Raw genomic sequence first — 23,018 nt, 5'->3', positions numbered from 1 at the left:
TAGTGTCTCTTGCCAGTATAAGATAAACTGAACAACAGGCAACAATAGGAGGCCGCTTTGTTCCAGGGGATAGCCAGTATCACGATCAGAATTTTCAGGAAATGACTGTCTCGACAACGGCCAAAGGCAAATTCATCACGCTCGAAGGCATAGACGGCGCGGGCAAAACCACTCATCTCGGCTGGCTTGATAGGGCTTTACGAGATAAGGGTCACAAGGTGATGGTGACGCGCGAGCCAGGCGGCACACCCTTGGGCGAGAAACTGCGCGAACTCCTGCTTGACAGCGGCCGGGCAATGCATGCTGAAACAGAGGCGTTGCTGATGTTCGCGGCGCGGCGGGAGCATTTGGACAAAGTCATTCTGCCAGCCCTGGCGCGGGGCGAGTGGGTTATCTCAGACCGTTTCACCGATGCAAGTTTTGCATACCAGGGCGGAGGCAGAGGTTTAGCTGGGCACAAACTGGATGATCTGGAGCGATGGGTGCAGGGAGATTTTCAGCCGGACCTGACACTTTATTTCGACGTAGCGGTTAAACTGGGAAGGCAGCGCATCAACGCCATTAAACCGGCCGACCGGTTCGAAAAGGAACAGGATGCGTTTTTCGAGAGGGTACGGGAAGCTTATCTGGAAAGAGCGCATAAATTTCCTTCCCGGATACGCGTGATAGATTCAAACCAGTCTCTGGAAGAAGTTAAGAAGTCACTTGATAAAGTTATTTTAGCTATTTGTTAATGAATGCTATTTATCCATGGCAGAAAGACGTATGGCGGATATTGGCGCAAGTAGCCGAGATCGGCACATCCGGTAGCGCGTCCATGAGCCACGCGTTGCTGCTGAGAGGCAGACGGGGTATTGGCAAGCTTGCGTTGGCCACGCATCTGGCTAAATTCCGGTTATGCAAGAATCCATCTATTGAAGGTGAAGCGTGCCTACGTTGCGCCAGCTGCCGATGGTTTGAACAGGGAAATCACCCGGACTTTCGCCTGGTTGAACCGGAAGCAATATCAGTAACGTCGGGATCGGCCAGCGGCGCGAGGGACGAGGGAACACTCGATTCTCCGGCCGGCGTCGGGGAGGAGGGGGCAGACGGCGTGGGTGCAGTGGAATCCGGCAGCGCGAAATCCAGGAAAAAGCCCAGTAAGGAAATACTTATCTCGCAAATTCGTGAGCTTGGCGATTTCATTAATATTTCCAGCCACCAGAATGGCTATAAAATTGTTCTGATTCATCCTGCGGAAGCAATGAAACCCGCGGCCGCCAATGCGCTGCTGAAAAATCTGGAAGAACCGCCTGCGCGAACATTGTTTATTCTAGTCACGCACCGTGCGCAGCATTTACTTCCGACCATACGCAGCCGCTGCCGGCAAATCGCCATGCCCGCGCCTGACCTTGCTACCGCGACTGCGTGGCTTAAACAGCAAGGGGTGAAAGACCCCGCAACGTGCCTTGCTTCCGCGGGGTATGCCCCGCTGGCCGCGCTGGAATTCAACGATGACACTTATCTTGGCCGGCATGAGGCCTTCATCCGGCAAATCAGCGCGCCGGGAAATTTCAATCCGGTTGCGCTGGCTGAGGAAATGCAGAAATCGGATCTGCCCACGGTGGTCAACTGGTTGCAGAAATGGTGCTATGATTTGATGAGTTTTCGCACAACCAGGAAAATCCGCTATCACCTGGAAATGCGAGCTACCATAAAATCGCTCGCATCCGGGATCGATCCGCGTGCACTGGCGACTTACTTACGCGCCTTGAATGCGACCCACCGGCTAGCGCATCATCCGCTCAACCCCCGGTTATTCCTGGAGGAAATGCTGTTTTCCTATGTCATGTCGGTTGCTCCCGCATCCCGTACCCCGGGGCAGGCGCAATGATTGGAGGAACCATTCAGTATCGGCGCAACCAAAACTTGCATTACTTGCCGGTTCTCAGCCATGTTCGTTGATTCCCATTGCCACCTTGATTTCCCCGATCTTGCCAGCAACCTCGATGCGCTGCTGGGTAAAATGCGGGAGAATGATGTCAGCCATGCGCTTTGCGTGAGCGTCAATCTGGAAGACTTTCCCCGGGTGCTCGCTCTGGCGGAAACCCACTCCAACCTGTTTGCTTCTGTCGGCGTTCATCCCGATTATGAAAATCTGGCCGAGCCGCAGGCGGCGCATCTGGCATCCCTGGCCGACCATCCCAGAGTTATCGCTATCGGCGAAACGGGGCTGGATTACTTTCGCCTGAAAGGCGATCTGGAATGGCAACGGGAGCGCTTCCGCCAGCATATTCGCGCCGCGCGCCAATGCGGTAAACCGCTTATCATTCACACCCGCGAAGCCGCTGCGGATACACTGCGCATCATGGCAGAGGAGGGCGCGGATAGCGTCGGCGGGGTGATGCACTGCTTTACCGAAAGCTGGGAAGTCGCGCAGCAGGCGATGGAAATGAATTTCTATATTTCTTTTTCCGGCATTGTCACTTTCAAGAAAGCGCTTGCTCTGAAGGACGTAGCCAAAAGAATTAAACTCGAAAGAATGCTGATAGAAACCGACTCGCCCTATCTTGCCCCGGTGCCGCATCGCGGCAAAATCAATCAGCCTGCTTTTGTACGATACGTCGCCGAAGAAATAGCGGTGTTGCGCGGTATCAGCGTGGATGAGGTGGCCACGGCCACCACCAGTAATTTTTTCAACCTGTTCAAGGCTGCCTGAATGATGAATTCGCCAAGAAAATCTTTTTTTGCGGCTTGCCTGGTGCTTGCCGCAGGTTTGTGCCAACCATCGATCGCCGCAGCGGGCGTCTATGAGGACTTACGCTGGGCAGTGGAAGATAACAATATTCCGGATTTGCGCAAGCTCCTGGCAAGGGGCGCGGATCCCAACACGCCTGATGCGCATGGAAATACGCTTTTGATGGTGGCCGTCCGGCAAAAAAACCCTAATCTCGTCGACCTTCTGGTGGATGCCGGCGCCAAGCTTAATCTGCGCAACAAGTATGGTGAAACCGCTATTATGCTTGCCAGCTACAATGGCCTCGGCGGCATCGTCGAGAAACTTTATGTCAAGGGCGCGGAAGTCAACCATGACGGCTGGAATCCCCTGATTTATGCCGCGACGAACGGGCACGCGGACATCATTCAATTGTTGCTGAGCGGAGGGGTGCAGGTAAATTCAACTTCGGAAAACGGGACAACGGCATTAATGATGGCGGCAAGAGGCAATCATTCCGACGCCGTCAAGGTTCTCCTCAAAAATGGCGCGGATCCCAATATCAGGAATGAATCGGGCGGAACCGCGCTGAAGTGGGCTCTGGCCAGGAAACATCATGAAGTCGCCGAATTGCTGAAAGGCAACGGTGCAAAGGAATGAGAAATAATTTATCCATCCCGGCCTAGGAAGAACGCCGCCGCCATCCGCAACTTGCACGGGGAAATCGATATGGCCACGATTGGTTTCAATCATTACAATCTGCGCGCTCCGCGTGCACTCATGGATGAACTCAAGGCCTTCTATTGCGACATAGTGGGACTCGAAGAGGGACAGCGGCCAGATCTTGGCAACTTTGGATACTGGCTTTATGCCGGCGATCAATGCGTTCTCCACCTGAGCCAGGCAGGGCCGGACGAACCGCGCCTGACCCATGTGAACGCCACCTTTGATCATGCGGCATTCACCTGCACCAACCGCCCGGAAATGGAGGCACGCCTGAAACAGCACAACATCAAATTCGAGAGGGGAGAGGTGCCGATCCTGGGCATCGCGCAACTGTTCATTAAAGACCCCGCTGGAAACGGCGTGGAACTGAGCTTTACCGAACGTGATTCCTAACCTTGCACTTCCAACTTTGTAATTCGCATCGCTGAATATAACGAATACGGCCTGGAAAACTGAAGGATGCCCTTATCGCTCCGGGACAAAGTCGCCATCATTACCGGCTCTTCGCGTGGCATCGGCGCCGAGATTGCGCGCATGTTGGCTGGCGCGGGGGCCAAAGTCGTAGTCAATTATGTTGGAAAGCAGAAGGCCGCGGAGGCGGTGTGCGCCGGGATAGCGGAAGCAGGGGGCGAATCGCTGGCCGTCCGGGCGGACGTCAGTAATTCGGCTGACGTCCGCAAGCTTTTTGACGCCGCGATGGAGCGCTTCAACCGCGTGGATATCCTCGTCAATAATGCCGGCGTGCTTCTTTCCAGAAAAATTGCCGATATTAGCGACGAAGAGTTCGATCGTGTCCTGGACATTAACGTCAAAAGCGTTTTCTACGCCTTGCGCGAAGCCGCCACCCGGCTCGCGGACGGCGGGCGCGTGGTGAGCCTCTCCAGCACCGTAACCCGGCTGATGCTGCCAAACTACGGTGCTTACGCGGCTAGCAAAGGCGCGCTTGAACAATTGACGCGCATCTTTGCGAAAGAAGCCGGGGAGCGGGGCATTACCGCCAACATTGTCTCCCCGGGGCCGGTAAATACGGAAATGTTTACCACCGGAAAGAGCGAGGAAACGATCAGGCGCATGGCCAGCATGTCTTTTCTCGGCCGCATCGGCGAACCGGCGGACATCGCACGCGTGGTGCTTTTTCTTGTTAGCGACGAAGCTGGCTGGGTTACAGGGCAAAACATCAGCGCCAGTGGCGGCGTTGCTTGAATGTCAAATTCCCGCCAGGAAACGAGTCCTTACTGGCCTGAAGCAACTTATTGAGAGTAAAAAGCCCAGCAAGCCCGGGGTGGCTACCGGGACCTCTGCCGGTCCGCGGGATTTACCGGCAAAGTATGGACAGCAGTCGTTTTTTTAATAATTCTTTTCAGGAACGATTACCGTGGTACTGCCTGGTTCACCCTTAGGCCCTTGTGGTCCGGGAGAACCCTTTGAACCGATGGATATGCAGCCGCTTAATGCGGCCATTATTATTACCAGCGTGCACAGCTTCAAGTTTTTCACCTAGCTACTCCTTGTCGTAGATTAATACAAGTACATTACTGTTATCAGCCTGGCAAACCCGTCGGCGTAAATTGCCACGCAATGTGCATCTCGCGCTTCTTCGGATACCGGATGCCAAGTTGTATTCTACGATAATGCAGTAAACCAAAGGTGATCTTAATCCACCATTTTTTAACCTCTCAGGTGGCGCCTGCTCATTTTAACGCATATATACCATATGAATAATCACATAAAAAAAAGAATGCGGAGAGCGTTAACTAGGAATGAGATAATTAACATATAATCAGTGCTGTATTCTGGTATACTAAACTTCAACCTTAATATGAAACATCGCGCGTAGCGTTTTTTGGGATTGGTAATCTCAGGGGCGGTGTAGATCCGACCGGTGAAGGAGATGAATTCCGATTATCTTGTAATTATTATTCATCTTGCCGGGGCGGTGATCGCGGGGGGCGCGATCGGCATTGAAAGAAGCCTTCGCGGCCATCCTGCCGGATTCAGAACCCACACGCTCGTATGCCTCGCATCCAGCCTGCTGATGCTGGTGACGCTTTATCAGGGGAAATGGCTACCCTCCGACATGCTCCTTGATTCCATACGGACGGATCCGACCCGCATGGCCCAGGGGATAATGACCGGCATCGGCTTTCTCGGGGCAGGGGTGATTTTCAAGGAGGGGCTGAGCGTCCGTGGTTTAACGACCGCGGCTTCCATCTGGATCACTGCCGTTATTGGTATTCTGATGGGAATAGGATTTTATTTTCCCGCTATTTTTGGAACCATTCTCATACTTGGGGTCCTTTATCTGTTTCAATTGATTGAAGACAGAATCCCTACCCAGGCGTACGCGCAATATCATATTAGCTTCGATAGGAACAACGTGATGCCGGAGCACCAAGTCAAAACACTTTTGGCCGACCATGGTTTTGAGATTGCCAAGACAGGCTATCGCATCACCGCAGCCGGATTGTTCGAGTATCGCATGGATATTCGAACTACCAATCTCAGCAGGGCTTCTGCTCTTGCGGAAGAATTGCGCAAACTGGAATCTGTAAGGGAATTCCGTATCTCGACGACCGGCGATTAGCATGAAGAAACTAACCGATACGACCAGTCGCTTGCGCCAGGCGGCCGACGTTACCATGCAGGTGTGCTGGTCGGTCGACCCTTCCGCACCTTCTAGCACGGTGCGCTGCTCGTCGGTCAACATCGCGGTAGCAGCTTGAAGACTTGCCGCTGCGCACAAGTGGAGCCTGGGTACACAGGCGCGATCGTCGCCACGGGTGGCAGTACGACGTGGCGCGGCGGCTCGGGAAGCCATGTCTTGTTCGTTAGTCGAGACGCGCGCAACACGCAATGTTCTGCCATTGGGCGTTCAACAATACGTTGCGTAAACGCTCGTTTGCGCTCCGCGTTCGATCCGCCTGATAATGCCGTTTCGGGCTGTCGATTTCCGGGTTTCCCGTTCGACTACGTGTGCATAGTGCTGCAGCATCGCCACTTTTGTGGCCACGATGAATTGAGAAAGGAATCTCCATGACTAAGCTACGCGTTCACAACTTCGCCATCCTACTTGATGGCTACGGTGCCGGCTCCAATCAGGGCTCCGACAATCCGCTCGGCGGGACTTTTCCCTGGTCGGCGGCAAATAGGGGAGAGTAACGATGATGAAGAACACAATCTGTCTATGGTACGACCATGATGCGGAAGAGGCCGCTCGCTTTTACGCCCAGACCTTTCCCGATAGCACGGTCGGCGCGGTGCACCGGGCGCCATCCGACTTTCCAGGCGGCAAGGCGGGCGACGTCCTGACGGTCGAATTCACGGTGTGCGGCGTGCCGTGCGTTGGCCTCAACGGCGGGAACATGTTCAAGCATAGCGAGGCATTCTCCTTTCAGATCGCCACGGACGACCAAGCGGAGACCGACCGTTATTGGAATGCGATCGTCGGCAACGGCGGCGCGGAAAGCGCGTGCGGCTGGTGCAAGGACAAATGGGGCCTGTCCTGGCAGATCACCCCGCGCGTCCTGACCGACGCTATGGCGAGGGGCGGCGATGTATGGAAGCGCGCGTTCGCGGCGATGATGAAGATGCGGAAGATCGACGTCGCCATGATCGAGGCGGCGGTGCGCGGGTAGGCTGCGCTGGCATGAGTCGCCACGCTTCGAGTCCAGCTCTGGCTCGAGCTTCATGTCCAAGCTCAAAGACGCGCGGCTGGCCTACGCTTGTCGATGAGGATACTTCTCGTTCGTCGTACCCGACGGACACCAAGGGGAGACGCCATGGGAAAACTGACTGGCTGAGACTGCTCAACAAGTCTTCTGATATTGCTCTTTCACGACAGCAATGAAATATTTTGCTGCGGGACTTAAATATCGATCTTTCGTAATGGCCAGCACTATTTTCCTGGCAGGGGGTTCGCCTTTACTATCCAGGTTGATATAACGTATGCAAGAACCGGGATCTTTGTCGATCGCGATCGCAGGCAAAATGGAAACACCATAGTCCAGTTCAATCAGCAGCTTAATCGTGCTTAACTGTGAAACCTGAAACACCACCTTCGGCATGAACCGTTCATTGAAACAATACTGTTCGATCTGCCGCGTTAAACAATGAATATTTTCCAGCAGGATAAAAGGCATATCCCCCAGCGTATCGAGAGAAACAAGTTCCATTCCGGCCAGAGGACTATTCCGGTTAACGGCGAGATAGAATGTATCCGAGAATAATGGTTCGACGTTAAGGCAGGTTTCGTCAAATGGCAGGGCTTCGACAAGGATGTCGATTTCGCCACACACAGCGGCAGCGATCAAGGCTTCGGAAATTTCTTCCCGCACCGTGACAATGGCTTCAGGGAAGTTTCTTGAGAGCGCGATCAGCGTCCCCGGCAATATGAAAGGCGCCAGCGTTGGCAAAATGCCTATATTGACGGAACCGCCGCTGCTGCTGTCGAAATCGCTGACTCGGCGTTTTGCATCCTCCACGTTCCTTAAAATATTGCATGCCTGCTCGTAAAATATATGGCCGGGATCGGTAAGAATCAGTTTGCCTTTCACTCTGCTGAATAATTTCCTTCCGATGCTCTCTTCCAGTTTTGCTAACTGCTGGCTGATTGAAGGTTGTGAAATAAAGCATTGCTCCGCAGCTTTAGTGATGCTGCCGGTTTTCACCACGGCGACGAAATACCTGAGCTGATGTAGCTGCATGAGAGTGTCGCTTTAGTTTTCTGGATTGGCAGAAGGCTGATTCCTGATTTTAATACTTCACCCCCTACGTTGGAACCACATGGCCGGACAAGCCGGCCACATTTTTCTGCAAGCTGATAAATATTACCGACCAGGCTTGCTTAGCGTCGGATAGCCTTCGACGTAAATCCAGTCGGTGTTTTTTGCCGGCATATGACAGGATAAGCATTCGGCACGATAATTGGTGGTGGTGTTTCGGTTTGAGCTGTCGGTTTTAATCAGTGCCCAGCCCCATCCGTCGCCCCAGACAGGATTGTCGGCAAAGCGCGCTTTGGTATCCTTGATCATTACAAACCATTGCTTGACGCCACCTGTCGCATGGCTGACATTTGTGCCGGTAGTGTAGTTGCTCGCGGTCGATGGTCGCAATTCTTTGACTAGCGTCGCCCCGTCTGGAAATATCCCCGTTTTACGGTAGGCTCTCACGGTTTCCGGCTCTGTATAGACATCGTGGAAACCGCTTGCCTCGCCCTCCGGCACAAACCAGGAGCCCAAATGGGTCATGGAGAGCCGAAAGTCATCCGGCAAGCTGATGTTGCCTGACTTGTCGACATATAACGAAAAATCCGCCTTGTCGGCCATTGCTGTTCCAGGGTGTGCCAGCAACGCCATCGCAAACAAAACCGCTGTCAACGAAACAGTGGCGGATTCATTTCGAAACAGGTATGTATACCGGGTTGCATTCCCTATCCGTAGTTTCATTTTATTTGCCTCCGACGGCATTCTCCGGATTCGCCTTTCCAGCACGGAGAACAGGATAATATTGCGTAAAAACAAAGTCATCTTGCGCGGATGTTTCATGGCAGCCGTTGCAATTCGCCTGCGATTGCGCGTTGGCAGTCTTTTTTACCGATCTGTGATCCTCGGTAGTGAAGCTGAAGTAAGCCCAGTTGCCGGGCTCACCGGGAAATTCGCGCTTGCTTTTTATTGTCGCTTCCAGGCCTATGAAGTCACCCATGAAATAACCCTTTCCGCTTGTTGCGGCCTTGCTGCCGACACCGGCCATCTCTTTGATAAGAATAGCGCCCTCCCGAAATTTACCTGTTTTTTTCCAGTGTTCCCAGCTCTCCGGATCAATGTAAACGTTATGGAATTCCGGAAAGCTGGCCCTTCCGTTATTCATGTCATCCGGGGTAAGAGGTGTGCCCACGTAAATCCACTCGCGAAATCCACTCGGGCGTTCTAGCACCCCGTTCTTGATAGTAAAGTATTCTTTAGCAGAAACGCTGCCAGACATTAAAAAAGGCCCCAGCGCAGCCAGGATCAACAAACCGGTTAAATATCTGTCAATTCTCATTCAATCCTCCTGTGTGTTTTCAGATACAAACGAAATCCGCCTTTGGAGCCATTTCCGGCGGCGATTCCTCGTGGACCCATTTGCACCGCTTACCGTCCGACGGCGCTCGTCAGCGAATGGGGCTCACGTGAAGCATCATATTGGTGGAAAGATATTCTTTACCAATATTTATTTTCTATTGGCTCTTAGGAATTGCTTATGGGGTATGGAAAGGAGGTCCAGGTTATCCCATGACCTTGAGGGAAAGGCTGCATACTGACAGCATGGGCTATGGCATGAGGATGACTGATAAGGCAGAACCGACCGAACCACAGCGGTGCGTTATTGTCAACGCCGCCTGGGTTCGGACCCTGACTGGAAAACTGACTGTTCGATGGTGTGATGGGCGCACAATCACTTTTCTACGGTAGCGAGCGGCGCTGTTTGCACTATGCTGGTTAGCGCGGGTGGTTCGAGTTCAGCGTAGCGTGCGTGGCGATGCCGGATTTTTATTGGTGGGAAACTTGGAAAGTCATTGTCATCCCAGCGTTGTTTTATCAGTTATCGCGGCTAATGCGCTGAGTTCTCAGCGAGTGAAGTGCCTGGAAAGGAGTGCGTGGCGCTTTACAGCAGAAGCGAGGGGTAACTGGAAAAAATCCTTGTTGATTTCTTGGAAACCTTCAATTTCCAGTCTTTCCTCCACAATATATTGAACGATAACATCGCCGGGAATCGATTACTGATTCAGCCTGTCTTTGAAGCGACATTTAAATTCAGACAATCTTCAGATAAGGAATCTAGTGTAGTGATCGAGATCCTCGCTCAGACTATGCAACAATCTCGATAAGGCCGACAGCGATGCCACCGGAATGGCGTAATCAGATTCCCACCGATGGGCTGAATGCTGGTCGCGGCCGTTTGAAATGCAGGTTGTTACAGATACTCACTCGCTACCTTCAACAATTGATATTTCCAGGGAGGGGAGAAAACAACGCGCAAAAAAAATCACCATCCTGGTGATCACAATCCGAAGGCAAAAAAACGCAGAGGAATCTTCTTGCCGTTCACCCTTCAGCCGTTTATCTTCAGACTTACCGTTTTCACGCTCTCAAAAATATCCGATCTTCGGTCTGCTCCGGCTCTTCGTTCCAAGCCGGTTAATCCCTGGCACTTCACCCTATCCATGGAGATACAGAAGTCTCTCATTTCCAGGCAGTCACGCGCCCATTCTCCAGCCTCAGATTCATTTATCGCATCTTCCATCGTCGACGCGGCGGCATCCCAGTGGCCATGTGCAATCTCTACCATCGCAATTTTGCATCGTGTCACTTGTTCGGGCGGCGCCGTCATCAAAATTTCGTGCATCGTTTTCATGATGACCTCCTTACTTAAAACACCCCCTCCGTGATTTTTAGACCGCGATTCTTTCAAGAAGTGCAAAATTCATACATAGCGGTTTGGCACGTATAGGGAACGGCCTGCAGCAGTCGTTAAAACGATTTTCCCGATATGTGCGCCTGATTCCATCAACGCATGAGCTTCAGCCGCCTCCTCCAGCCTGAATACCTTGAATATAGGGGGTTTCAGTTTTCCCTCGCGGAGTAGCGGCCACACTTGCTGTTCCAGTTCCTGTGCAATCTGTGCTTTTTCGGGGATGCTGCGGGCTCGCAATGTGGATCCTGTATGCGTAAGGCGCTTGGTCAACATGATCATCAGGTTGAGTTCTCGCGCAACTCCGTTCTGGATACCGATCTGGATGATACGGCCATTCATTGCGGCGGCCCGATAGTTTCTGGCCACATAGTCGCCGGCAACAATGTCGACAATGACGTCGGCTCCTCTACCGCCAGTGAATTTTCTGGTTTCCTCGACGAAATCCTGGGTGCGGTAATTGATGGCTAGATCGGCTCCCAGTGCCAGGCATGCCTTCCGTTTCTCCTCCGTTCCCACTGTCACCAGCACCGTGGCTCCAAACGCCTTGGACAACAACGTGGCGGCCGTGCCGATTCCCGAAGAGCCCCCATGAATCAGTACTGTTTCACCGGCGATGAGCTTGCCTCGCTGAAACACGTTGGCCCAAACCGTGAAGAACGTTTCCGGCAACGCGCCCGCTTCGACCATATCGAGGCCTTTCGGCACCGGTAGTGCGTAGCTTTCATGCGCGACACAGTATTCGGCATAACCGCCGCCCGCAACGAGCGCACACACCTTGTCGCCTATGCTGTAGCGCGCGGTTTCCTCGCCCAAGGCGATGACTTCCCCGGCAATTTCGAGTCCTGGAATTCCGGAAGCACCTGCCGGTGGCGGGTATAGTCCCCGCCGCTGCACGATGTCCGGACGATTGACGCCGGCCGCCTCGACCCGGATCAGAATATATCCTTTCATGGGTTGAGGAATCGGATGCAACGCGGGCACCAGCACTTCCGGACCCCCGGGCTGCTGGATATCAATGGCCAGCATGCTCTGCTGGCTATCGGGTTTGAGATCCATGGCGTCCCAGGATTACGATCTCAAGGCTTTTCCGCTTCGAATAGTATGGCTTGCATCGGATAGCGCATGGGATTTGATCCATATTCTCTTGTCAACGCTTCCGCCAGCGCTTCGATTATCCTCTCGGGCTCGACTCCGCCTCGCTCTCTGATTTCCTCGATGAGCGGACTGAATACCAACCCGCGCGCGAAGGCCATCACATCCAGAATATCGTATTCCCGTGGCTGTACCGAGATGACAATCTGCTCAAAGCCGGAGCGAATAAGCGTTTCTTTGATAGGGTCGATTTCGAAACAGGAAACGGGATCCTCAAGGAACCTGGGCGGGTTCGACGGAAAGAACTGCTTCATCACCTCAAAAGTCAGGCTGGCGAAGGGATTGTAGCGCCGCGAATCCCAGACGCTGAAGAGATACCGTCCTCCACGCCTAAGCGTCCGGTGCATTTCGCGAAACGCGGCGTCCTTATTGAAAAACATCACCCCGAACTGGCAGATCACCGCATCGAACGCCTCATTGTCGAAAGGCAGCGCCGTGGCGTCGGCGATCTGGAACGTCACCTGTTCGTGAGGGAGAAACTTTGTGCGCGCGACGTCCATCATGGAATCGCTGATGTCGATAGCAGTCAGCAGCGCGTCCTTGGGGAGCGCATCGCGCAATTTGCGGGTGACTATGCCCGTACCCGCCGCGATTTCAAGCGCGTCGCGGACAGACCTTTCCGTTGCGCGTCGCGCAATGTCTGCAGCATAGTGCTCGAAAAGCACGTGTCCGAGATCACGATCGTAAGCGATGGCGACATCGCCAACATAACCTGCCATAGGATAATTCTCCGGTAAATACAACCATTAGAGAACGAGAACTACAAGAAATCTCGCATTTCAGGGGATTGTGAACGTCACGGTGCCAGCTGTAGATGGTTGCGGGCGCGGAGCACCTGCTTTTGTGGAATCCGCACCGGTATCAAATTGCCCGATCCCGTTAGAAAACACAGGTTTCACCGTCCTCAGGCACCAATACCCGTGGGGTCATGCCTTTTTCATTGAGGAAATCCCGCAGTTCCTTTCTGGAAAGCATGGCATGGTTCACGGATTCCATATGGCTCGCAATAATGGTCGCCTTGGGGGCTGCCTTGTAAACCTCGTAAACATCTTTTTTATCCATGATGATAGGTTCATAACCGAGCACCTGCGCGTCTCCGCTGTTAAGGATGACGACATCGGGCTCATATTTCTTCAGGTTTTCCTCGACTCCCTCATACCAGACGGTATCGCCAGCGATATATACCGTTTTTTCATTGGGATGCTTGAATACGACACCGGATACAAGGCCCAACAGGTCGGCGTATTTTTCAACAGTTTTTTCTCCGCCATGCCTGCCCGGGGTTTTGATGAGGGTGATGTCTTCAAAAACCGTCTTCTCCCCCATAACCCGGATGTTCTTGAAGCCTTGCCCCTGGATTACCGCTGCATCATTCTCGTCTTGCGTAAAAATCAGCATGTCCTTGGGCACCAGATTTATGGCTGCATCGTCCCAGTGATCCATATGAACATGGGTCACAATGACTGCATCGACATCAAGGATCTCGTTCATCGGAATAGGCAGATCCACGACAGGATTAGCTATGTGACTGTTGGGGGTGCCTTCAAATCCTGGAAAAGCTCCCTTTTCTCCCAGCATGGGATCAATGAGGAATTTTTTTCCCGCATATTCGATAATGAGCGTTGCATTGCGAAGTTGTTGGAATTTCATGAGAACCTCCTTAAAGTTTTCTGAAGATATGAAAAACGATTGCCACCACAATCAGAAGCAACAGAGGCCAGAATTGAGCGACATTTTCGTACCATTGCGTTCCCACCGCGATGGGAATTTCCAGCGTGAAATCGGCATGGTTCTCATCTTTCCCGGAGAGATAAAGCTTGTATTCACCCGTTTCGCCGATACGTAATGCCTGAGTGATGGTGCCGGCCCCGTAGATTTCCGCAGGGGTCGTCAGCAGTGTTTTGGAGGGCGTGCCGCCTTCCATTTTTGCAAGCCTCATGGCCAGCAGCCACTCCCGCGCAGACTCGGGGTAAAGAAGATCGATCGTGACATCCAGCGTTCCAGGGGTGGGTATTTTTCCGCACAGGACAGGAACGGACATCGCGCTGTTCGCATTCTCGGGAATTTCATAATTTCCCGGAATGAAATAACCGGAGTACCCTACCACCAGGGACCCCGACTCTATCGTGCATGTGCCGCCGCGAAAGCCCTTCGGATAGGTATTTGACTGATCTCCCTGGGAACTCACGTGAAATTGCAAGCCAACCGCGGAGATAACCGTAAGAGCTCCGGTCAGGATTAGGAAACGCCGCATCCCAGTCGATAAATTTGCCCAGATACCATCCATGGTTTTTCCCTGTAAAAATTCGGCTAAGTCGATTCCATTGATTCCATGGCAGCAACCGATGCCGATGTCTCTGCCTTCGAGGGCAACCATTCGGTGCAACGCAGAACGTCCTCAGCAGCAAGCCGTGCGATGTGGGCTGCCTTGCTGTTTTGGGTGACCATGGCAGTGATGATCGCGCCCTCGATGATCAGCCCCAATTTCTGGACGACAACATCTGGATTCCTGGCGCCGCTTTCCATAACAAGTGCCCCGAGCCGGTCAATTATCTGGTCCCGGTATGTGCCTGCCATATCCCTTACCCAGCCGCTATCCTTTTCGTGCTCCGCCACGGCATTAACGAATATACAGCCGAAAAAATCTTCTTTCTCGAACCATTTCTCGATCAGATCGAACAGTGCGAGGATGCGTTGACTGGGGGAACACTTCAGAGCCGGCAGGTCCAGGTCGAACCATTGAAACCACATGTTTGCTTCCGTATCGAGCACCGCCTTGAGCAGGTTTTCCTTCGAGCCATAGTGCGTATACAGGCTTTGACGGGCCACGCCGGCTTCCTCAAGAATGCGTGTAATGCCGGTAGCATGTATTCCCGCTTGGCAGAACAGGCGGCGCGCGGCAAGAAGCAACTTTTCCTCCGGTGATTTACGAGCTGTCTTCGTCACCCTATTCCTCCACAGTCTGCATTGATTGATGCGGGCCTGGTCGGTCGGGGATGCTGAGGGCGGCCAATTGTTTCCCGACTTTTCTCGCGATCCTGCCTGCATCCAGGCGAATTTCACGCAGATAGCCGCTCAAGGGAACAAAGTGCCCGATGATGTAAAGCCGTGGGGCGTCCGGAAATTCATGCTCCCCTTGGGCCACAGGCCTGTCATCCCCGGTGGTAATGCCGGGAACCTGGATCAGTTTGGTGAGACCGGTGCGAAAACCTGTCCCGGCAACAATCGCATCCGTGTTCAACGCGGTTTCCTCCCGGTATGCGTGAGGTTTCGCTTCAATGGAATTGAAGGCATGCACGGTCTGTCCTTCGATTTTCCTGATCTGCCCAACGACCCGGATACGCCCCGCACGGACATCCTCTGCGAAGGGATCATAGACAATCGGCACGACCTGGCTCCGGGCAAACTGCTGCGATACCGGGGATGCAGGAAAAGGAAGTCCGTAGGGTGTCAGGTCGCCTATGAACAGCCGACGCAGGGCGTGCAGGAGGCCATCGACCCCGGCTGTTGGCAGGGGACGGATCGCCACGCCAATTCCGGCTAATGGAATGCCAAATACACTTTTGGGGAGAATATGGGGCAGTGCCCTGACGGAGAGGGTCACCGATTTCGCGTATTCAGCAAGTCTGCTTGCAATTTCCGCAGCGGAATTGCCGCTGCCGACGACCAATACCCGCTTTCCCGCATAGGCTCGAGCGTTCCTGAATTTCGAGGAATGGATTATTTCTCCAGGAAAGGTTTCCATGCCTTCCCATTTCGGGATGACAGGTGTGCACGCGCATCCCGTCGCGACAACCACGGCTCGTGATTCGAACGTTTCCCCGTCCTGGCTGGAAATGGCCCAAATGCCGCGCTGGCGGTCATACTCGACTTTCTCGATGTTGATCCCGGTTCGAACCTTGAATCCTCCTCGTTCGGGAAACGTTTCAAGGACACGCACCACTTCATCACGCGAAGGCCAGCCGCCGGCCGAGCGGGGAAACGGATTTCCCGGGAGGTGGGAAAAGAAACGCCCAGTGTTCAGGCGCACGCCGTCATAATGATTGCGCCAGACATCTCCCACCGCGGCGGTTTTCTCCAATACCAGCGGATCGAGGCTAATTCTTTTCAGTTCATACGCCACCGACAATCCCGCCGGGCCGGCACCGATTACTGCGACATCATGTGTGCCCGTCATCTCCATCCCCCTCTCCTGCGGTTATGAAAGCTCAGCCACCAGCTCAGTCTGCTTGCAACTGATCTCCACATCGAGCGGGACCGGACGGATGATCGTGTCCGGAACGGGCGCGGTCTTCAGCAGCTTGTCCAGAATCTCCTTCACCTTGTCGGGCGAGGAATCGGTCTGGATATCCACCGCTATCTTGATGCTCTCAAACCCGGGATTGGCGGCTTCAAGGCCATAGGCAGCGCGGAAATTCACCTGGCCGGAAACATCGAGTCGCAGTGCTTTCACCGCGACGCCGGCGGCAGATAATCCGCCAATATAGGTGGCGGCAAGGCAATTGCCGACTGCCGTGAGCAGCATGTCCTCCGGCGTGATGCCGTCCCCGCTGCCGCCGTATTGCTCAGGCTCGTCTCCGATGACTTCCTGACCGTCAGTGACGCGGGTTTTTGTATGATAAGCGTTGTCCCAGACAATAGTCGATTCGTACTGAGGGTTGGCGAGAGGCCCATCTGCATTCGCCTCGATAATATCTCGAGTTGCCCGCAGTTTATCGAGGTCAATTCCATTCACGCATTTCGCCGTCATCGTTCACCTCCATATCGTCACAGGGAATACTGATGGGACTCTTGATTTTCATATATCCACGGGAGCATCAAAAATAGACCGATCAGTCTAATTTCATTCTATACCCCGAAAGGAGACATTACAAGAGGAACGGATATTAATTTTGAAGAGGAGGGCGGAGCACTGGCAATGCGTCCAAATGAAGAAATAGGATGGGAATGGCGGTACACTGCCGTTTGATGGGTTGTTTAACAGAAGGAGGTTTGCCATGAAAATTCTCATTGTTCTCACGTCTCACGATCAACTTGGCAGCACGGGAAAGAAAACCGGTTTCTGGCTGGAAGAGCTCGCCGCCCCCTATTATGTGCTCAAGGATGCGGGAGCGACGGTTACCCTGGCTTCGCCGAAGGGCGGCCAGCCGCCGCTCGATCCGAAAAGCGATCTGCCAGAAAATCAGACCCAGTTAACCCAGCGCTTTCGCATGGATCCTACTGCAAAGGCTGAGCTTGCCGGCACAGGAAAGCTGGACGAGGTGTCGGCGGATAGCTTCGACGCGGTTTTCTATCCCGGGGGACATGGCCCGATGTGGGATATGCCCGACAACGAAACATCCATCGCGTTGATCGAAGCCTTTGTAAAAGCCGGTAAACCAATCGCCGCGGTATGCCACGCGCCGGCCGCGTTGATCAATGCGCGCGGAGAAGATGGCGAATACCTGGTTAAAGGAAAGCGCGTGACCGGGTTCACAAATACGGAAGAAGAGGAGGTGGGCTTGACCGCAGTTGTCCCTTTCCTGCTGGAAGACCGGCTCAAGGAACGGGGTGGCATTTACAGTAAAACGACCAACTGGATTCCCTATGTCCAGGTGGACGGCAAGCTGGTGACCGGCCAGAATCCCGCTTCTTCAGGACTTGGCGCAGCGGAGCTGCTGAAGTTGTTGCGATCCTGAGCTATGCAGCCTCGCGGCAACAACGCCTCCGCAGGAAGTCGAGCTGAAAAATGAGGGAAACTAGCCCAAACTGCCGAATCTAGGATAATCAGCATGAATCAAAACGAATGGTATTTTGAAGTAGGGTATGTGGAACTATTGTATGCGGCGATGGTTGTCGGCATTTTTGTCGCTTTGCATTTTTTCCGCCGCCTTAACCGCGTGTCCGGCCTGGCGGAACATGTCATTGGGGAGCACGGACTATTGCTGGGCTTACTCGCGCTCGCCATCGTGCTCTTCGTGATCAACAGGGTGCTGGGAGATCTGTGGTGAGAATAAACCGCGGCATGTACTGGCTGGTGCTGGCTTTAGCGTTGTCCGCCGTTACGGGATGCAGCGTAGCCCGTTTCGGCTATAACCAGGCGAATCATCTGACTTACTGGTGGCTTGACGGGTTCGTGGATTTCAACGATGCGCAGAAACTGCGCACGCGTGAGAGCCTTACGCAGTGGTTTGCCTGGCACCGGCGTGCACACCTGCCCGAATATGCCAACCTGCTTGCAAGAGCGCAAAATCTCTCACTGGAAGATATTACCGCCGAGCGCACGTGCGGCTTGTGGAAAGAAGTACGCGGTTACATGGACGCCGCGTTCGAACATGCCGTGCCGATGACAACCGAGATAATGTTAACGCTGACGCCGCAACAGATACAGAATATCGAACGGCGATATGCAAAATCCAATGAAGAGTTCCATGACGAAAATCTTAAGGGCGATGCCTCGCAGCGGCTCAAGAAATCAATCAAGCGCACGGTGGAACGGGCCGAGCACGTATACGGAAAACTCGACAATACGCAACATGAGCTGATTACCCGCCTGGCAACCCTTTCACCCTATGATGCCAATATCTGGAATACCGAGCGTCAGCGGCGTCAGCAGGATTTTGTGCAGTTACTGCGGCGATTGAGCGCCGATGGTACAAGCCAGGATAAGGCACAGGCAGCGCTACGAGCCTATATTGAACGCATTCATCGTTCCCCGAATGATGAATACCGGCGATATGCGGCGCAATTGTCGCGGTATAACTGCGCATTTGTCGCGGACCTGCATAACATCACGAGCTCCGCGCAACGGAAAAATGCAGCCGGGAAATTCAAAGGCTGGGAGTCCGACATACGCGCCCTTTTGCCCTCCGTGGAAACAGCCGGGCTCGGTCCGGTTGTTCCATAAACCAGTGTTTGGAGCGAGCTCCGAATGACACGCAAGGATCTGCAAGACCGAAAGCGTCAATAATACCAAAGGGCCAGTTTCTTTAATTCCCGCCACGCATCGTGTTTAGATTGATGCGCCAGCACCGGCCATCAAGTTATCATCTTTTACGCTTGGCTCGAAGGCATCAATCAAGGATGGATTAAAGGTGGTCCGGAACGCGCCTTTCAAGACGGTGTTCGTAATCGATGAGGCAAAGAAGAAATCGATCTTTGCAATTACGCAAAATATCGATTTGGTCAATGAACGTAGAAAAAAAGGTGGCGGCGGGGGAGGCGGGGCCCGTTGCCGCCCGACCCAGTATCAGAATGCTGCGCTACCTGCCTGGCTCGTGAGGCTTCCCGGGTGGCTCCTGGACGAACACCTCGGTTGTACATGCCTTTATGACGACGGGAGTGGCACTGATCCGAGGGACGTAGATACTAACGGAACCCTGGATTCGTTACCGCGCTAGAAAAGATTGCCAAATATTACCTGGTCGGGTGTCGATTTTCCTGAAGTCTGTTCGACAATGGGTGTGCGCTCATGCATGGTCAACTGAGAGGAACCTCTTATGCAAAAGATCACCCCATTCCTGTGGTTCGACAGCAATGCCGAGGAAGCCATGAATTTCTATGTCTCCATCTTCAAGAACTCCAGGGTCGGCAACCTCACCCGCTATGGAGACGCAGGGCCCGGGCCGAAGGGAACGGTCATGTCCGCGGCATTCCAGCTTGATGGACAGGATTTTATTGCGTTGAATGGCGGCCCACACTTCACTTTCTCACCAGCCATCTCATTTTTCGTGAATTGCGAGACGCAGCAGGAAGTGGATGAACTGTGGGAGAAGCTCTCCGCAGGCGGAGAAAAACACCAATGCGGATGGCTCAGGGACAAATACGGTCTGTCGTGGCAGATCATTCCCTCGGCCCTGGGCGAGATGCTGCAAGACAAGGATGCCGCGAAGGCACAGAGAGTCATGGAGGCCATGCTCAAGATGAACAAGATCGAGATCAAGACGTTGCGGCAAGCGTATGAACAACTGTAGGCCAGCAAGCGTCGGATTGTCTTAAATCATCGCCAGTGGTACAGTTTATTGGCTCACGCTGTCTCAGCGCCGCCCATCATACCAGACCGATAGCCGCTTCTTGTCCTGCAACGTCCGGCGCGGGTGCAGAATGACGCGGAGGATCTGAGCGGTAATCTCCCGCCTGGAGTAGAGCAGTATCTTGCGCGGCGACGACTCCAGCGGATGCTTGGTGAGGATGACAAATTGAAGCCCGCGTTGCCGGCCCCATTTCTTTAGTTGCTGGCTTAACGTTACTTCGTCGGCAGCATAAAGCTCCTGGTCGAAGCCACCCACGTCACGAAATGCATCGCTGCGGCACACGACCAGCGCTCCCGCCGCCCAGCGAAACAGGATCGACGTGCCCGTCCACAATTTCAATGTCCAGTTCGCCCACCATGGCAGTCCTTGCATACGTATTGTGCTGCCACAGCCCACGCTCTTGCCGTCTTCAATCACCCGCAGAATATCATCCAGCAGCTCGGGATTTAAAATACTGTCGGCATCCACAAACAGCAGCCAGTCGCCAGTCGCCTCGGCGGCGCCGGCATTGCGTGCACGGCCGATCTGATTGATCGGTTCAAAAACAACCTTGGCACCTGCCTTCCTTGCCAGGTCAGCGGTTTTGTCGGTCGAGTTGTTGTCGACTACAATAATTTCGGATGTAAATCCGGCCTTGCAGTTTTTGGCAAGCGATATGGAAATGGACTGCAGGCAGTCTTCAATCAGGCGCTCTTCATTGAAAGCTGGAATGATAATTGAGAGATGCATGCGAATATGGATTCCGGCTGGTAGACAAGATTCTTATTATCGCAGATATGACTGATACGAAAAGAGCGTAAGAAGCTGGCGTGATTCGAGTGTTCGAGCGAGTTGCGCGAAGAGGGGATTTAACCTATACATATTAACAGCTTTGATTGTTATCTAAGCATTCAGCAATTCCGATCAGCTCCAGAGAGGAGGCGGTATGGGCGAGCTTGGGATCATACAGTGGGTAATCGCAGCTGCAATATTTTTTGTCGTGCCATTCTGGAGAATTTGTGGGCGAGCGGGCTTTAAGCCCGCCTTTTCCTTCCTCGCACTAGTCCCTGGAGGCATTCTGATACTTCTATGGGTTATCGCATTTGCAAAGTGGCCGGCATTCGCGCCAGAGAAGACAGAATATGTGCAAAAAGAGGAATGACTCAAATTTCGTTTGCTTTACCAATCCATCTGATTCTATTCCAAGCATCTTACGGGTTATGGCTTTTATTCAGACACGCCGGTTTCTTCACGATTTAACATAATATACATTATGAGCAATAAAAGAGCCTGTACTATTCGGGATCATTCCAATTCCGGGACGGGTAAGACTTTTGTCTTTTCCTGCGAAGCTGGCTTCCACTTCAAATTACATTAAGGAATTAAATCTGATTCTATGTGCGGACGCGTACAGAGATTTGAAATCGGCTCGAAGATAATATGTTCTGGTGTCTACTTTTTCTCCCTCTTGTAGTAGATGCCACTGGCCCGGCACTGGCCGACTACTCCTTGCCGGGCCTTTTTACGCCCAGGCTCAAGAGTTGTTCAGGAACATTTAATGTTTCAAGGCCTCCAACAGCGGTATTTGTGCAATGCCCAACCTAGCACGCGTAGAATACCTTTTGGTATCACAAACGCCTGCAAGTGGAAAATAATAGATACTCGATATTTGGGGAATAGCGCCTACTCGATAGAAATGAACAGCGCTATGCGATTTCTAAAACTGAATAGAAAGGAGAAGACGTGAAATTCATCATTCCGGCTATCTTCGCAATACTGTTTGCGACCGTCGCACCAGCCGAAGAAACCAATCCGATTTATCGGACCCCGGATGCAGAAAGCAAATTCAAGGAGGCACAACTGCGCGTGAGGGAGTTAATGAAAGCGGGTCAATACGAGGAAGCGGCCAAGTTCATGCCCGTCTATCAAACACTGGCGTGCGAAGCTGCGGAGCAAAAAGCAGGAACAAGCGCAGAACAAGGAGCTGCCATCTGCGCGGGTAAAAACAATCAGGCCGGTATCAGCACCGGCGTCCTCAAACAGCAACCGGCGCACTCTGCGGCGGAATCGCCGCTGGTTCCAGGCGTCACCGTACTGCAACCTACGATACCGGGCTCGTCCACGCTGCTTGATGGCTCGGCACCGTCCATTTTCGTTTTTGATCCCCGGACTGCTCCTGCTCCCCGTACTGATTCCCGGGGTGATCCCTGGACTGGAAACCCTTAATTCTTTTCCCTCGTAAGCAAGCGCTACGGCCGGTTTTTTTCTTCCGCTCCCAGGCTTAGCACAGCCGCCTCCACGGCTTTCTTCGCTTCTTCCACGCTCTTTACGCGCGAAAGATCCACGGCCGGGTTGGGATAGCTATGCCAAAACGAGAAACCAGCCGCCGTAATCCATAGCAGGCCTCTAACGTGCTTATCTATAAATAACTCGTGATGATGCTCGTCGATCACTTTCCATTCAAAATCCATCATTCGCCTCCATGGCTATTACATTAATTTATCAATACCGAATGGTAGCAGCCTGCGGGACGTAAAGGGAAACCAGCTGTACGGCGCCTGTCCGAGGCGGTAGCTCAGGTTGGAACTTCAAGGAATTGAGGTGTATCATGCCCGTTTTGCAAATATACCCAATATCGGAGGCAGTTTTGAAAATATCTTATTTAGCGGCAGTTTTCTCGGTCGGCCTTGCGCTATTAAGCCCATTGCATGCGGTTGCCGCGGAAAACAAGGGTGCGAATACCGCCACCGCGGCAGCGGGAATGCCAGCCAATGAAGGCAAGGTACTTTCCACCCTGGATGCACCCGGCTACACCTACATGGAATTGGCGAATACTGAAAAGCGCTTCTGGATTGCGGCCCCCACTACCCGGGTAAAGGTGGGCGACCGTGTCCGTTTTGAGCAAAGTATGGTAATGAAAAATTTCAATAGTAAAACATTGAATCGCACCTTCGACCAGGTCATTTTTGTCAACTCCGCGACGGTGCTAAATTAAATGTTGC

General features: G+C 53.1%; 28 protein-coding genes. 15 read left to right on the top strand and 13 right to left on the bottom strand.

The features are described 5' to 3' along the window. The first annotated feature begins 101 nt into the window (after positions 1-101). From tmk to BLP45_RS03540, 9 genes are all read left to right on the top strand, one after another. Positions 102-734 (top strand): dTMP kinase, encoded by a 633-nt coding sequence (gene tmk, locus BLP45_RS03575; RefSeq protein WP_090369837.1) that lies wholly within the window; start codon positions 102-104, stop codon positions 732-734. Then, complete coding sequence (gene holB, locus BLP45_RS03570; protein WP_090369835.1) at positions 734-1,873, top strand: DNA polymerase III subunit delta'; 1,140 nt, start codon at positions 734-736, stop codon at positions 1,871-1,873. The genes tmk and holB overlap by 1 nt, the downstream gene beginning before the upstream one ends. A 60-nt stretch (positions 1,874-1,933) precedes the next feature. Then, entirely contained in the window at positions 1,934-2,698 is a 765-nt protein-coding gene (locus BLP45_RS03565; protein WP_090370053.1) for a TatD family hydrolase, read from the top strand. Next, positions 2,699-3,355, top strand: a complete 657-nt coding sequence (locus tag BLP45_RS03560; RefSeq protein WP_256327661.1) for an ankyrin repeat domain-containing protein — start codon at positions 2,699-2,701, stop codon at positions 3,353-3,355. Between the two features lie 69 nt (positions 3,356-3,424). Beyond that, positions 3,425-3,814, top strand: a complete 390-nt coding sequence (locus BLP45_RS03555; RefSeq protein WP_090369834.1) for a VOC family protein — start codon at positions 3,425-3,427, stop codon at positions 3,812-3,814. A gap of 66 nt (positions 3,815-3,880) precedes the next feature. Beyond that, complete coding sequence (locus BLP45_RS03550) at positions 3,881-4,624, top strand: SDR family oxidoreductase (RefSeq protein ID WP_090369831.1); 744 nt, start codon at positions 3,881-3,883, stop codon at positions 4,622-4,624. A 688-nt stretch (positions 4,625-5,312) separates the two neighbouring features. Then, entirely contained in the window at positions 5,313-6,005 is a 693-nt protein-coding gene (locus tag BLP45_RS03545) for an MgtC/SapB family protein (RefSeq protein ID WP_090369829.1), read from the top strand. A gap of 449 nt (positions 6,006-6,454) precedes the next feature. Then, positions 6,455-6,580 carry a hypothetical protein gene (locus BLP45_RS14875; protein ID WP_256327660.1) on the top strand — a complete coding sequence of 42 codons (126 nt, stop codon included), beginning with the start codon at positions 6,455-6,457 and terminating at the stop codon, positions 6,578-6,580. A gap of 2 nt (positions 6,581-6,582) precedes the next feature. After that, positions 6,583-7,056: a VOC family protein gene (locus tag BLP45_RS03540; protein ID WP_090369827.1), complete on the top strand. Its 474-nt coding sequence runs from the start codon at positions 6,583-6,585 to the stop codon at positions 7,054-7,056. A gap of 171 nt (positions 7,057-7,227) precedes the next feature. Here BLP45_RS03540 and BLP45_RS03535 read toward each other — a convergent pair whose 3' ends face one another. The 11 genes from BLP45_RS03535 to BLP45_RS03485 all read right to left on the bottom strand — a co-directional run bounded on the left by BLP45_RS03535 (position 7,228) and on the right by BLP45_RS03485 (position 16,775). Continuing rightward, the gene (locus BLP45_RS03535; protein ID WP_090369825.1) at positions 7,228-8,124 is read right to left on the bottom strand and encodes a LysR family transcriptional regulator; all 897 of its coding nucleotides are present in this window, start codon (positions 8,122-8,124) and stop codon (positions 7,228-7,230) included. Between the two features lie 123 nt (positions 8,125-8,247). Then, on the bottom strand, positions 8,248-8,865 hold the full coding sequence (locus tag BLP45_RS03530; protein WP_218117937.1) for a cytochrome P460 family protein: 618 nt from the start codon (positions 8,863-8,865) through the stop codon (positions 8,248-8,250). Position 8,866: 1 nt separating this feature from the next. Further along, positions 8,867-9,460, bottom strand: a complete 594-nt coding sequence (locus tag BLP45_RS03525; protein ID WP_090369823.1) for a cytochrome P460 family protein — start codon at positions 9,458-9,460, stop codon at positions 8,867-8,869. A gap of 1,050 nt (positions 9,461-10,510) precedes the next feature. Further along, positions 10,511-10,813, bottom strand: coding sequence for a hypothetical protein (locus tag BLP45_RS03520; RefSeq protein ID WP_090369821.1), 303 nt, complete (start codon positions 10,811-10,813; stop codon positions 10,511-10,513). 69 nt (positions 10,814-10,882) lie between these two features. Beyond that, a complete protein-coding gene (locus BLP45_RS03515; RefSeq protein WP_176754642.1) occupies positions 10,883-11,929 on the bottom strand; it encodes an NAD(P)H-quinone oxidoreductase in 1,047 nt (348 codons plus the stop codon). A gap of 20 nt (positions 11,930-11,949) precedes the next feature. Next, positions 11,950-12,744, bottom strand: coding sequence for a class I SAM-dependent methyltransferase (locus tag BLP45_RS03510; RefSeq protein WP_090369818.1), 795 nt, complete (start codon positions 12,742-12,744; stop codon positions 11,950-11,952). A 160-nt stretch (positions 12,745-12,904) separates the two neighbouring features. Next, positions 12,905-13,675: an MBL fold metallo-hydrolase gene (locus BLP45_RS03505; RefSeq protein ID WP_090369816.1), complete on the bottom strand. Its 771-nt coding sequence runs from the start codon at positions 13,673-13,675 to the stop codon at positions 12,905-12,907. Between the two features lie 10 nt (positions 13,676-13,685). Continuing rightward, positions 13,686-14,312 (bottom strand): hypothetical protein, encoded by a 627-nt coding sequence (locus BLP45_RS03500; RefSeq protein ID WP_090369814.1) that lies wholly within the window; start codon positions 14,310-14,312, stop codon positions 13,686-13,688. A gap of 23 nt (positions 14,313-14,335) precedes the next feature. Next, a complete protein-coding gene (locus BLP45_RS03495; protein WP_256327659.1) occupies positions 14,336-14,971 on the bottom strand; it encodes a TetR/AcrR family transcriptional regulator in 636 nt (211 codons plus the stop codon). Between the two features lies 1 nt (position 14,972). Beyond that, on the bottom strand, positions 14,973-16,202 hold the full coding sequence (locus BLP45_RS03490) for a flavin-containing monooxygenase (RefSeq protein WP_256327658.1): 1,230 nt from the start codon (positions 16,200-16,202) through the stop codon (positions 14,973-14,975). 21 nt (positions 16,203-16,223) lie between these two features. Next, a complete protein-coding gene (locus BLP45_RS03485; RefSeq protein WP_090369809.1) occupies positions 16,224-16,775 on the bottom strand; it encodes an OsmC family protein in 552 nt (183 codons plus the stop codon). Between the two features lie 247 nt (positions 16,776-17,022). Between BLP45_RS03485 and BLP45_RS03480 the strand changes: the two genes are divergently transcribed. The 4 genes from BLP45_RS03480 (at position 17,023) to BLP45_RS03460 (ending at position 19,977) form a co-directional block, all read left to right on the top strand. Continuing rightward, complete coding sequence (locus BLP45_RS03480) at positions 17,023-17,703, top strand: type 1 glutamine amidotransferase domain-containing protein (RefSeq protein ID WP_090369807.1); 681 nt, start codon at positions 17,023-17,025, stop codon at positions 17,701-17,703. A 93-nt stretch (positions 17,704-17,796) separates the two neighbouring features. Next, positions 17,797-18,015, top strand: a complete 219-nt coding sequence (locus tag BLP45_RS03475; RefSeq protein WP_090369805.1) for a hypothetical protein — start codon at positions 17,797-17,799, stop codon at positions 18,013-18,015. Next, a complete protein-coding gene (locus BLP45_RS03470; protein WP_143002381.1) occupies positions 18,012-18,911 on the top strand; it encodes a DUF6279 family lipoprotein in 900 nt (299 codons plus the stop codon). Before BLP45_RS03475 ends, BLP45_RS03470 begins: the two co-directional genes overlap by 4 nt. 592 nt (positions 18,912-19,503) lie before the next feature. Beyond that, positions 19,504-19,977, top strand: a complete 474-nt coding sequence (locus BLP45_RS03460) for a VOC family protein (RefSeq protein WP_090369800.1) — start codon at positions 19,504-19,506, stop codon at positions 19,975-19,977. Positions 19,978-20,040: 63 nt separating this feature from the next. Here BLP45_RS03460 and BLP45_RS03455 read toward each other — a convergent pair whose 3' ends face one another. Beyond that, complete coding sequence (locus tag BLP45_RS03455) at positions 20,041-20,766, bottom strand: glycosyltransferase (protein WP_090369798.1); 726 nt, start codon at positions 20,764-20,766, stop codon at positions 20,041-20,043. Between the two features lie 993 nt (positions 20,767-21,759). Between BLP45_RS03455 and BLP45_RS03440 the strand changes: the two genes are divergently transcribed. Continuing rightward, a complete protein-coding gene (locus BLP45_RS03440; protein ID WP_090369793.1) occupies positions 21,760-22,242 on the top strand; it encodes an outer membrane protein assembly factor BamD in 483 nt (160 codons plus the stop codon). Between the two features lie 23 nt (positions 22,243-22,265). On the opposite strand, the gene BLP45_RS03435 is transcribed toward BLP45_RS03440, so the two are convergent. Then, positions 22,266-22,490: a hypothetical protein gene (locus BLP45_RS03435; RefSeq protein ID WP_143002380.1), complete on the bottom strand. Its 225-nt coding sequence runs from the start codon at positions 22,488-22,490 to the stop codon at positions 22,266-22,268. Between the two features lie 173 nt (positions 22,491-22,663). Here BLP45_RS03435 and BLP45_RS03430 point away from each other — a divergent pair, with 173 nt between their 5' ends. Continuing rightward, on the top strand, positions 22,664-23,011 hold the full coding sequence (locus BLP45_RS03430; RefSeq protein WP_256327657.1) for an NrfJ-related protein: 348 nt from the start codon (positions 22,664-22,666) through the stop codon (positions 23,009-23,011). The last annotated feature ends 7 nt before the right edge of the window (positions 23,012-23,018 follow it).

Source organism: Nitrosospira sp. Nl5, from assembly GCF_900102495.1.
Taxonomy (GTDB): Bacteria; Pseudomonadota; Gammaproteobacteria; order Burkholderiales; family Nitrosomonadaceae; genus Nitrosospira.
Note: the sequence above shows the minus strand (reverse complement) of the source record. Positions and strands in the feature narration are given on the sequence as shown.

What these genes read in the sequence shown, in the direction of transcription:
- BLP45_RS03520 (WP_090369821.1), bottom strand. Translation starts at nt 10,813, where the DNA reads ATGAAAACGATGCACGAAATTTTGATGACGGCGCCGCCCGAACAAGTG.
- BLP45_RS03545 (WP_090369829.1), top strand. Translation starts at nt 5,313, where the DNA reads ATGAATTCCGATTATCTTGTAATTATTATTCATCTTGCCGGGGCGGTG.
- BLP45_RS03455 (WP_090369798.1), bottom strand. Translation starts at nt 20,766, where the DNA reads ATGCATCTCTCAATTATCATTCCAGCTTTCAATGAAGAGCGCCTGATT.
- BLP45_RS03535 (WP_090369825.1), bottom strand. Translation starts at nt 8,124, where the DNA reads ATGCAGCTACATCAGCTCAGGTATTTCGTCGCCGTGGTGAAAACCGGC.
- BLP45_RS03480 (WP_090369807.1), top strand. Translation starts at nt 17,023, where the DNA reads ATGAAAATTCTCATTGTTCTCACGTCTCACGATCAACTTGGCAGCACG.
- BLP45_RS03485 (WP_090369809.1), bottom strand. Translation starts at nt 16,775, where the DNA reads ATGACGGCGAAATGCGTGAATGGAATTGACCTCGATAAACTGCGGGCA.
- BLP45_RS03510 (WP_090369818.1), bottom strand. Translation starts at nt 12,744, where the DNA reads ATGGCAGGTTATGTTGGCGATGTCGCCATCGCTTACGATCGTGATCTC.
- BLP45_RS03565 (WP_090370053.1), top strand. Translation starts at nt 1,934, where the DNA reads ATGTTCGTTGATTCCCATTGCCACCTTGATTTCCCCGATCTTGCCAGC.
- BLP45_RS03515 (WP_176754642.1), bottom strand. Translation starts at nt 11,929, where the DNA reads ATGGATCTCAAACCCGATAGCCAGCAGAGCATGCTGGCCATTGATATC.
- BLP45_RS03550 (WP_090369831.1), top strand. Translation starts at nt 3,881, where the DNA reads ATGCCCTTATCGCTCCGGGACAAAGTCGCCATCATTACCGGCTCTTCG.
- holB (WP_090369835.1), top strand. Translation starts at nt 734, where the DNA reads ATGAATGCTATTTATCCATGGCAGAAAGACGTATGGCGGATATTGGCG.
- BLP45_RS03505 (WP_090369816.1), bottom strand. Translation starts at nt 13,675, where the DNA reads ATGAAATTCCAACAACTTCGCAATGCAACGCTCATTATCGAATATGCG.
- BLP45_RS03555 (WP_090369834.1), top strand. Translation starts at nt 3,425, where the DNA reads ATGGCCACGATTGGTTTCAATCATTACAATCTGCGCGCTCCGCGTGCA.
- BLP45_RS03500 (WP_090369814.1), bottom strand. Translation starts at nt 14,312, where the DNA reads ATGGATGGTATCTGGGCAAATTTATCGACTGGGATGCGGCGTTTCCTA.
- BLP45_RS03475 (WP_090369805.1), top strand. Translation starts at nt 17,797, where the DNA reads ATGAATCAAAACGAATGGTATTTTGAAGTAGGGTATGTGGAACTATTG.
- tmk (WP_090369837.1), top strand. Translation starts at nt 102, where the DNA reads ATGACTGTCTCGACAACGGCCAAAGGCAAATTCATCACGCTCGAAGGC.
- BLP45_RS03435 (WP_143002380.1), bottom strand. Translation starts at nt 22,490, where the DNA reads ATGATGGATTTTGAATGGAAAGTGATCGACGAGCATCATCACGAGTTA.
- BLP45_RS14875 (WP_256327660.1), top strand. Translation starts at nt 6,455, where the DNA reads ATGACTAAGCTACGCGTTCACAACTTCGCCATCCTACTTGATGGCTAC.
- BLP45_RS03490 (WP_256327658.1), bottom strand. Translation starts at nt 16,202, where the DNA reads ATGACGGGCACACATGATGTCGCAGTAATCGGTGCCGGCCCGGCGGGA.
- BLP45_RS03560 (WP_256327661.1), top strand. Translation starts at nt 2,699, where the DNA reads ATGATGAATTCGCCAAGAAAATCTTTTTTTGCGGCTTGCCTGGTGCTT.
- BLP45_RS03460 (WP_090369800.1), top strand. Translation starts at nt 19,504, where the DNA reads ATGCAAAAGATCACCCCATTCCTGTGGTTCGACAGCAATGCCGAGGAA.
- BLP45_RS03525 (WP_090369823.1), bottom strand. Translation starts at nt 9,460, where the DNA reads ATGAGAATTGACAGATATTTAACCGGTTTGTTGATCCTGGCTGCGCTG.
- BLP45_RS03540 (WP_090369827.1), top strand. Translation starts at nt 6,583, where the DNA reads ATGATGAAGAACACAATCTGTCTATGGTACGACCATGATGCGGAAGAG.
- BLP45_RS03530 (WP_218117937.1), bottom strand. Translation starts at nt 8,865, where the DNA reads ATGAAACTACGGATAGGGAATGCAACCCGGTATACATACCTGTTTCGA.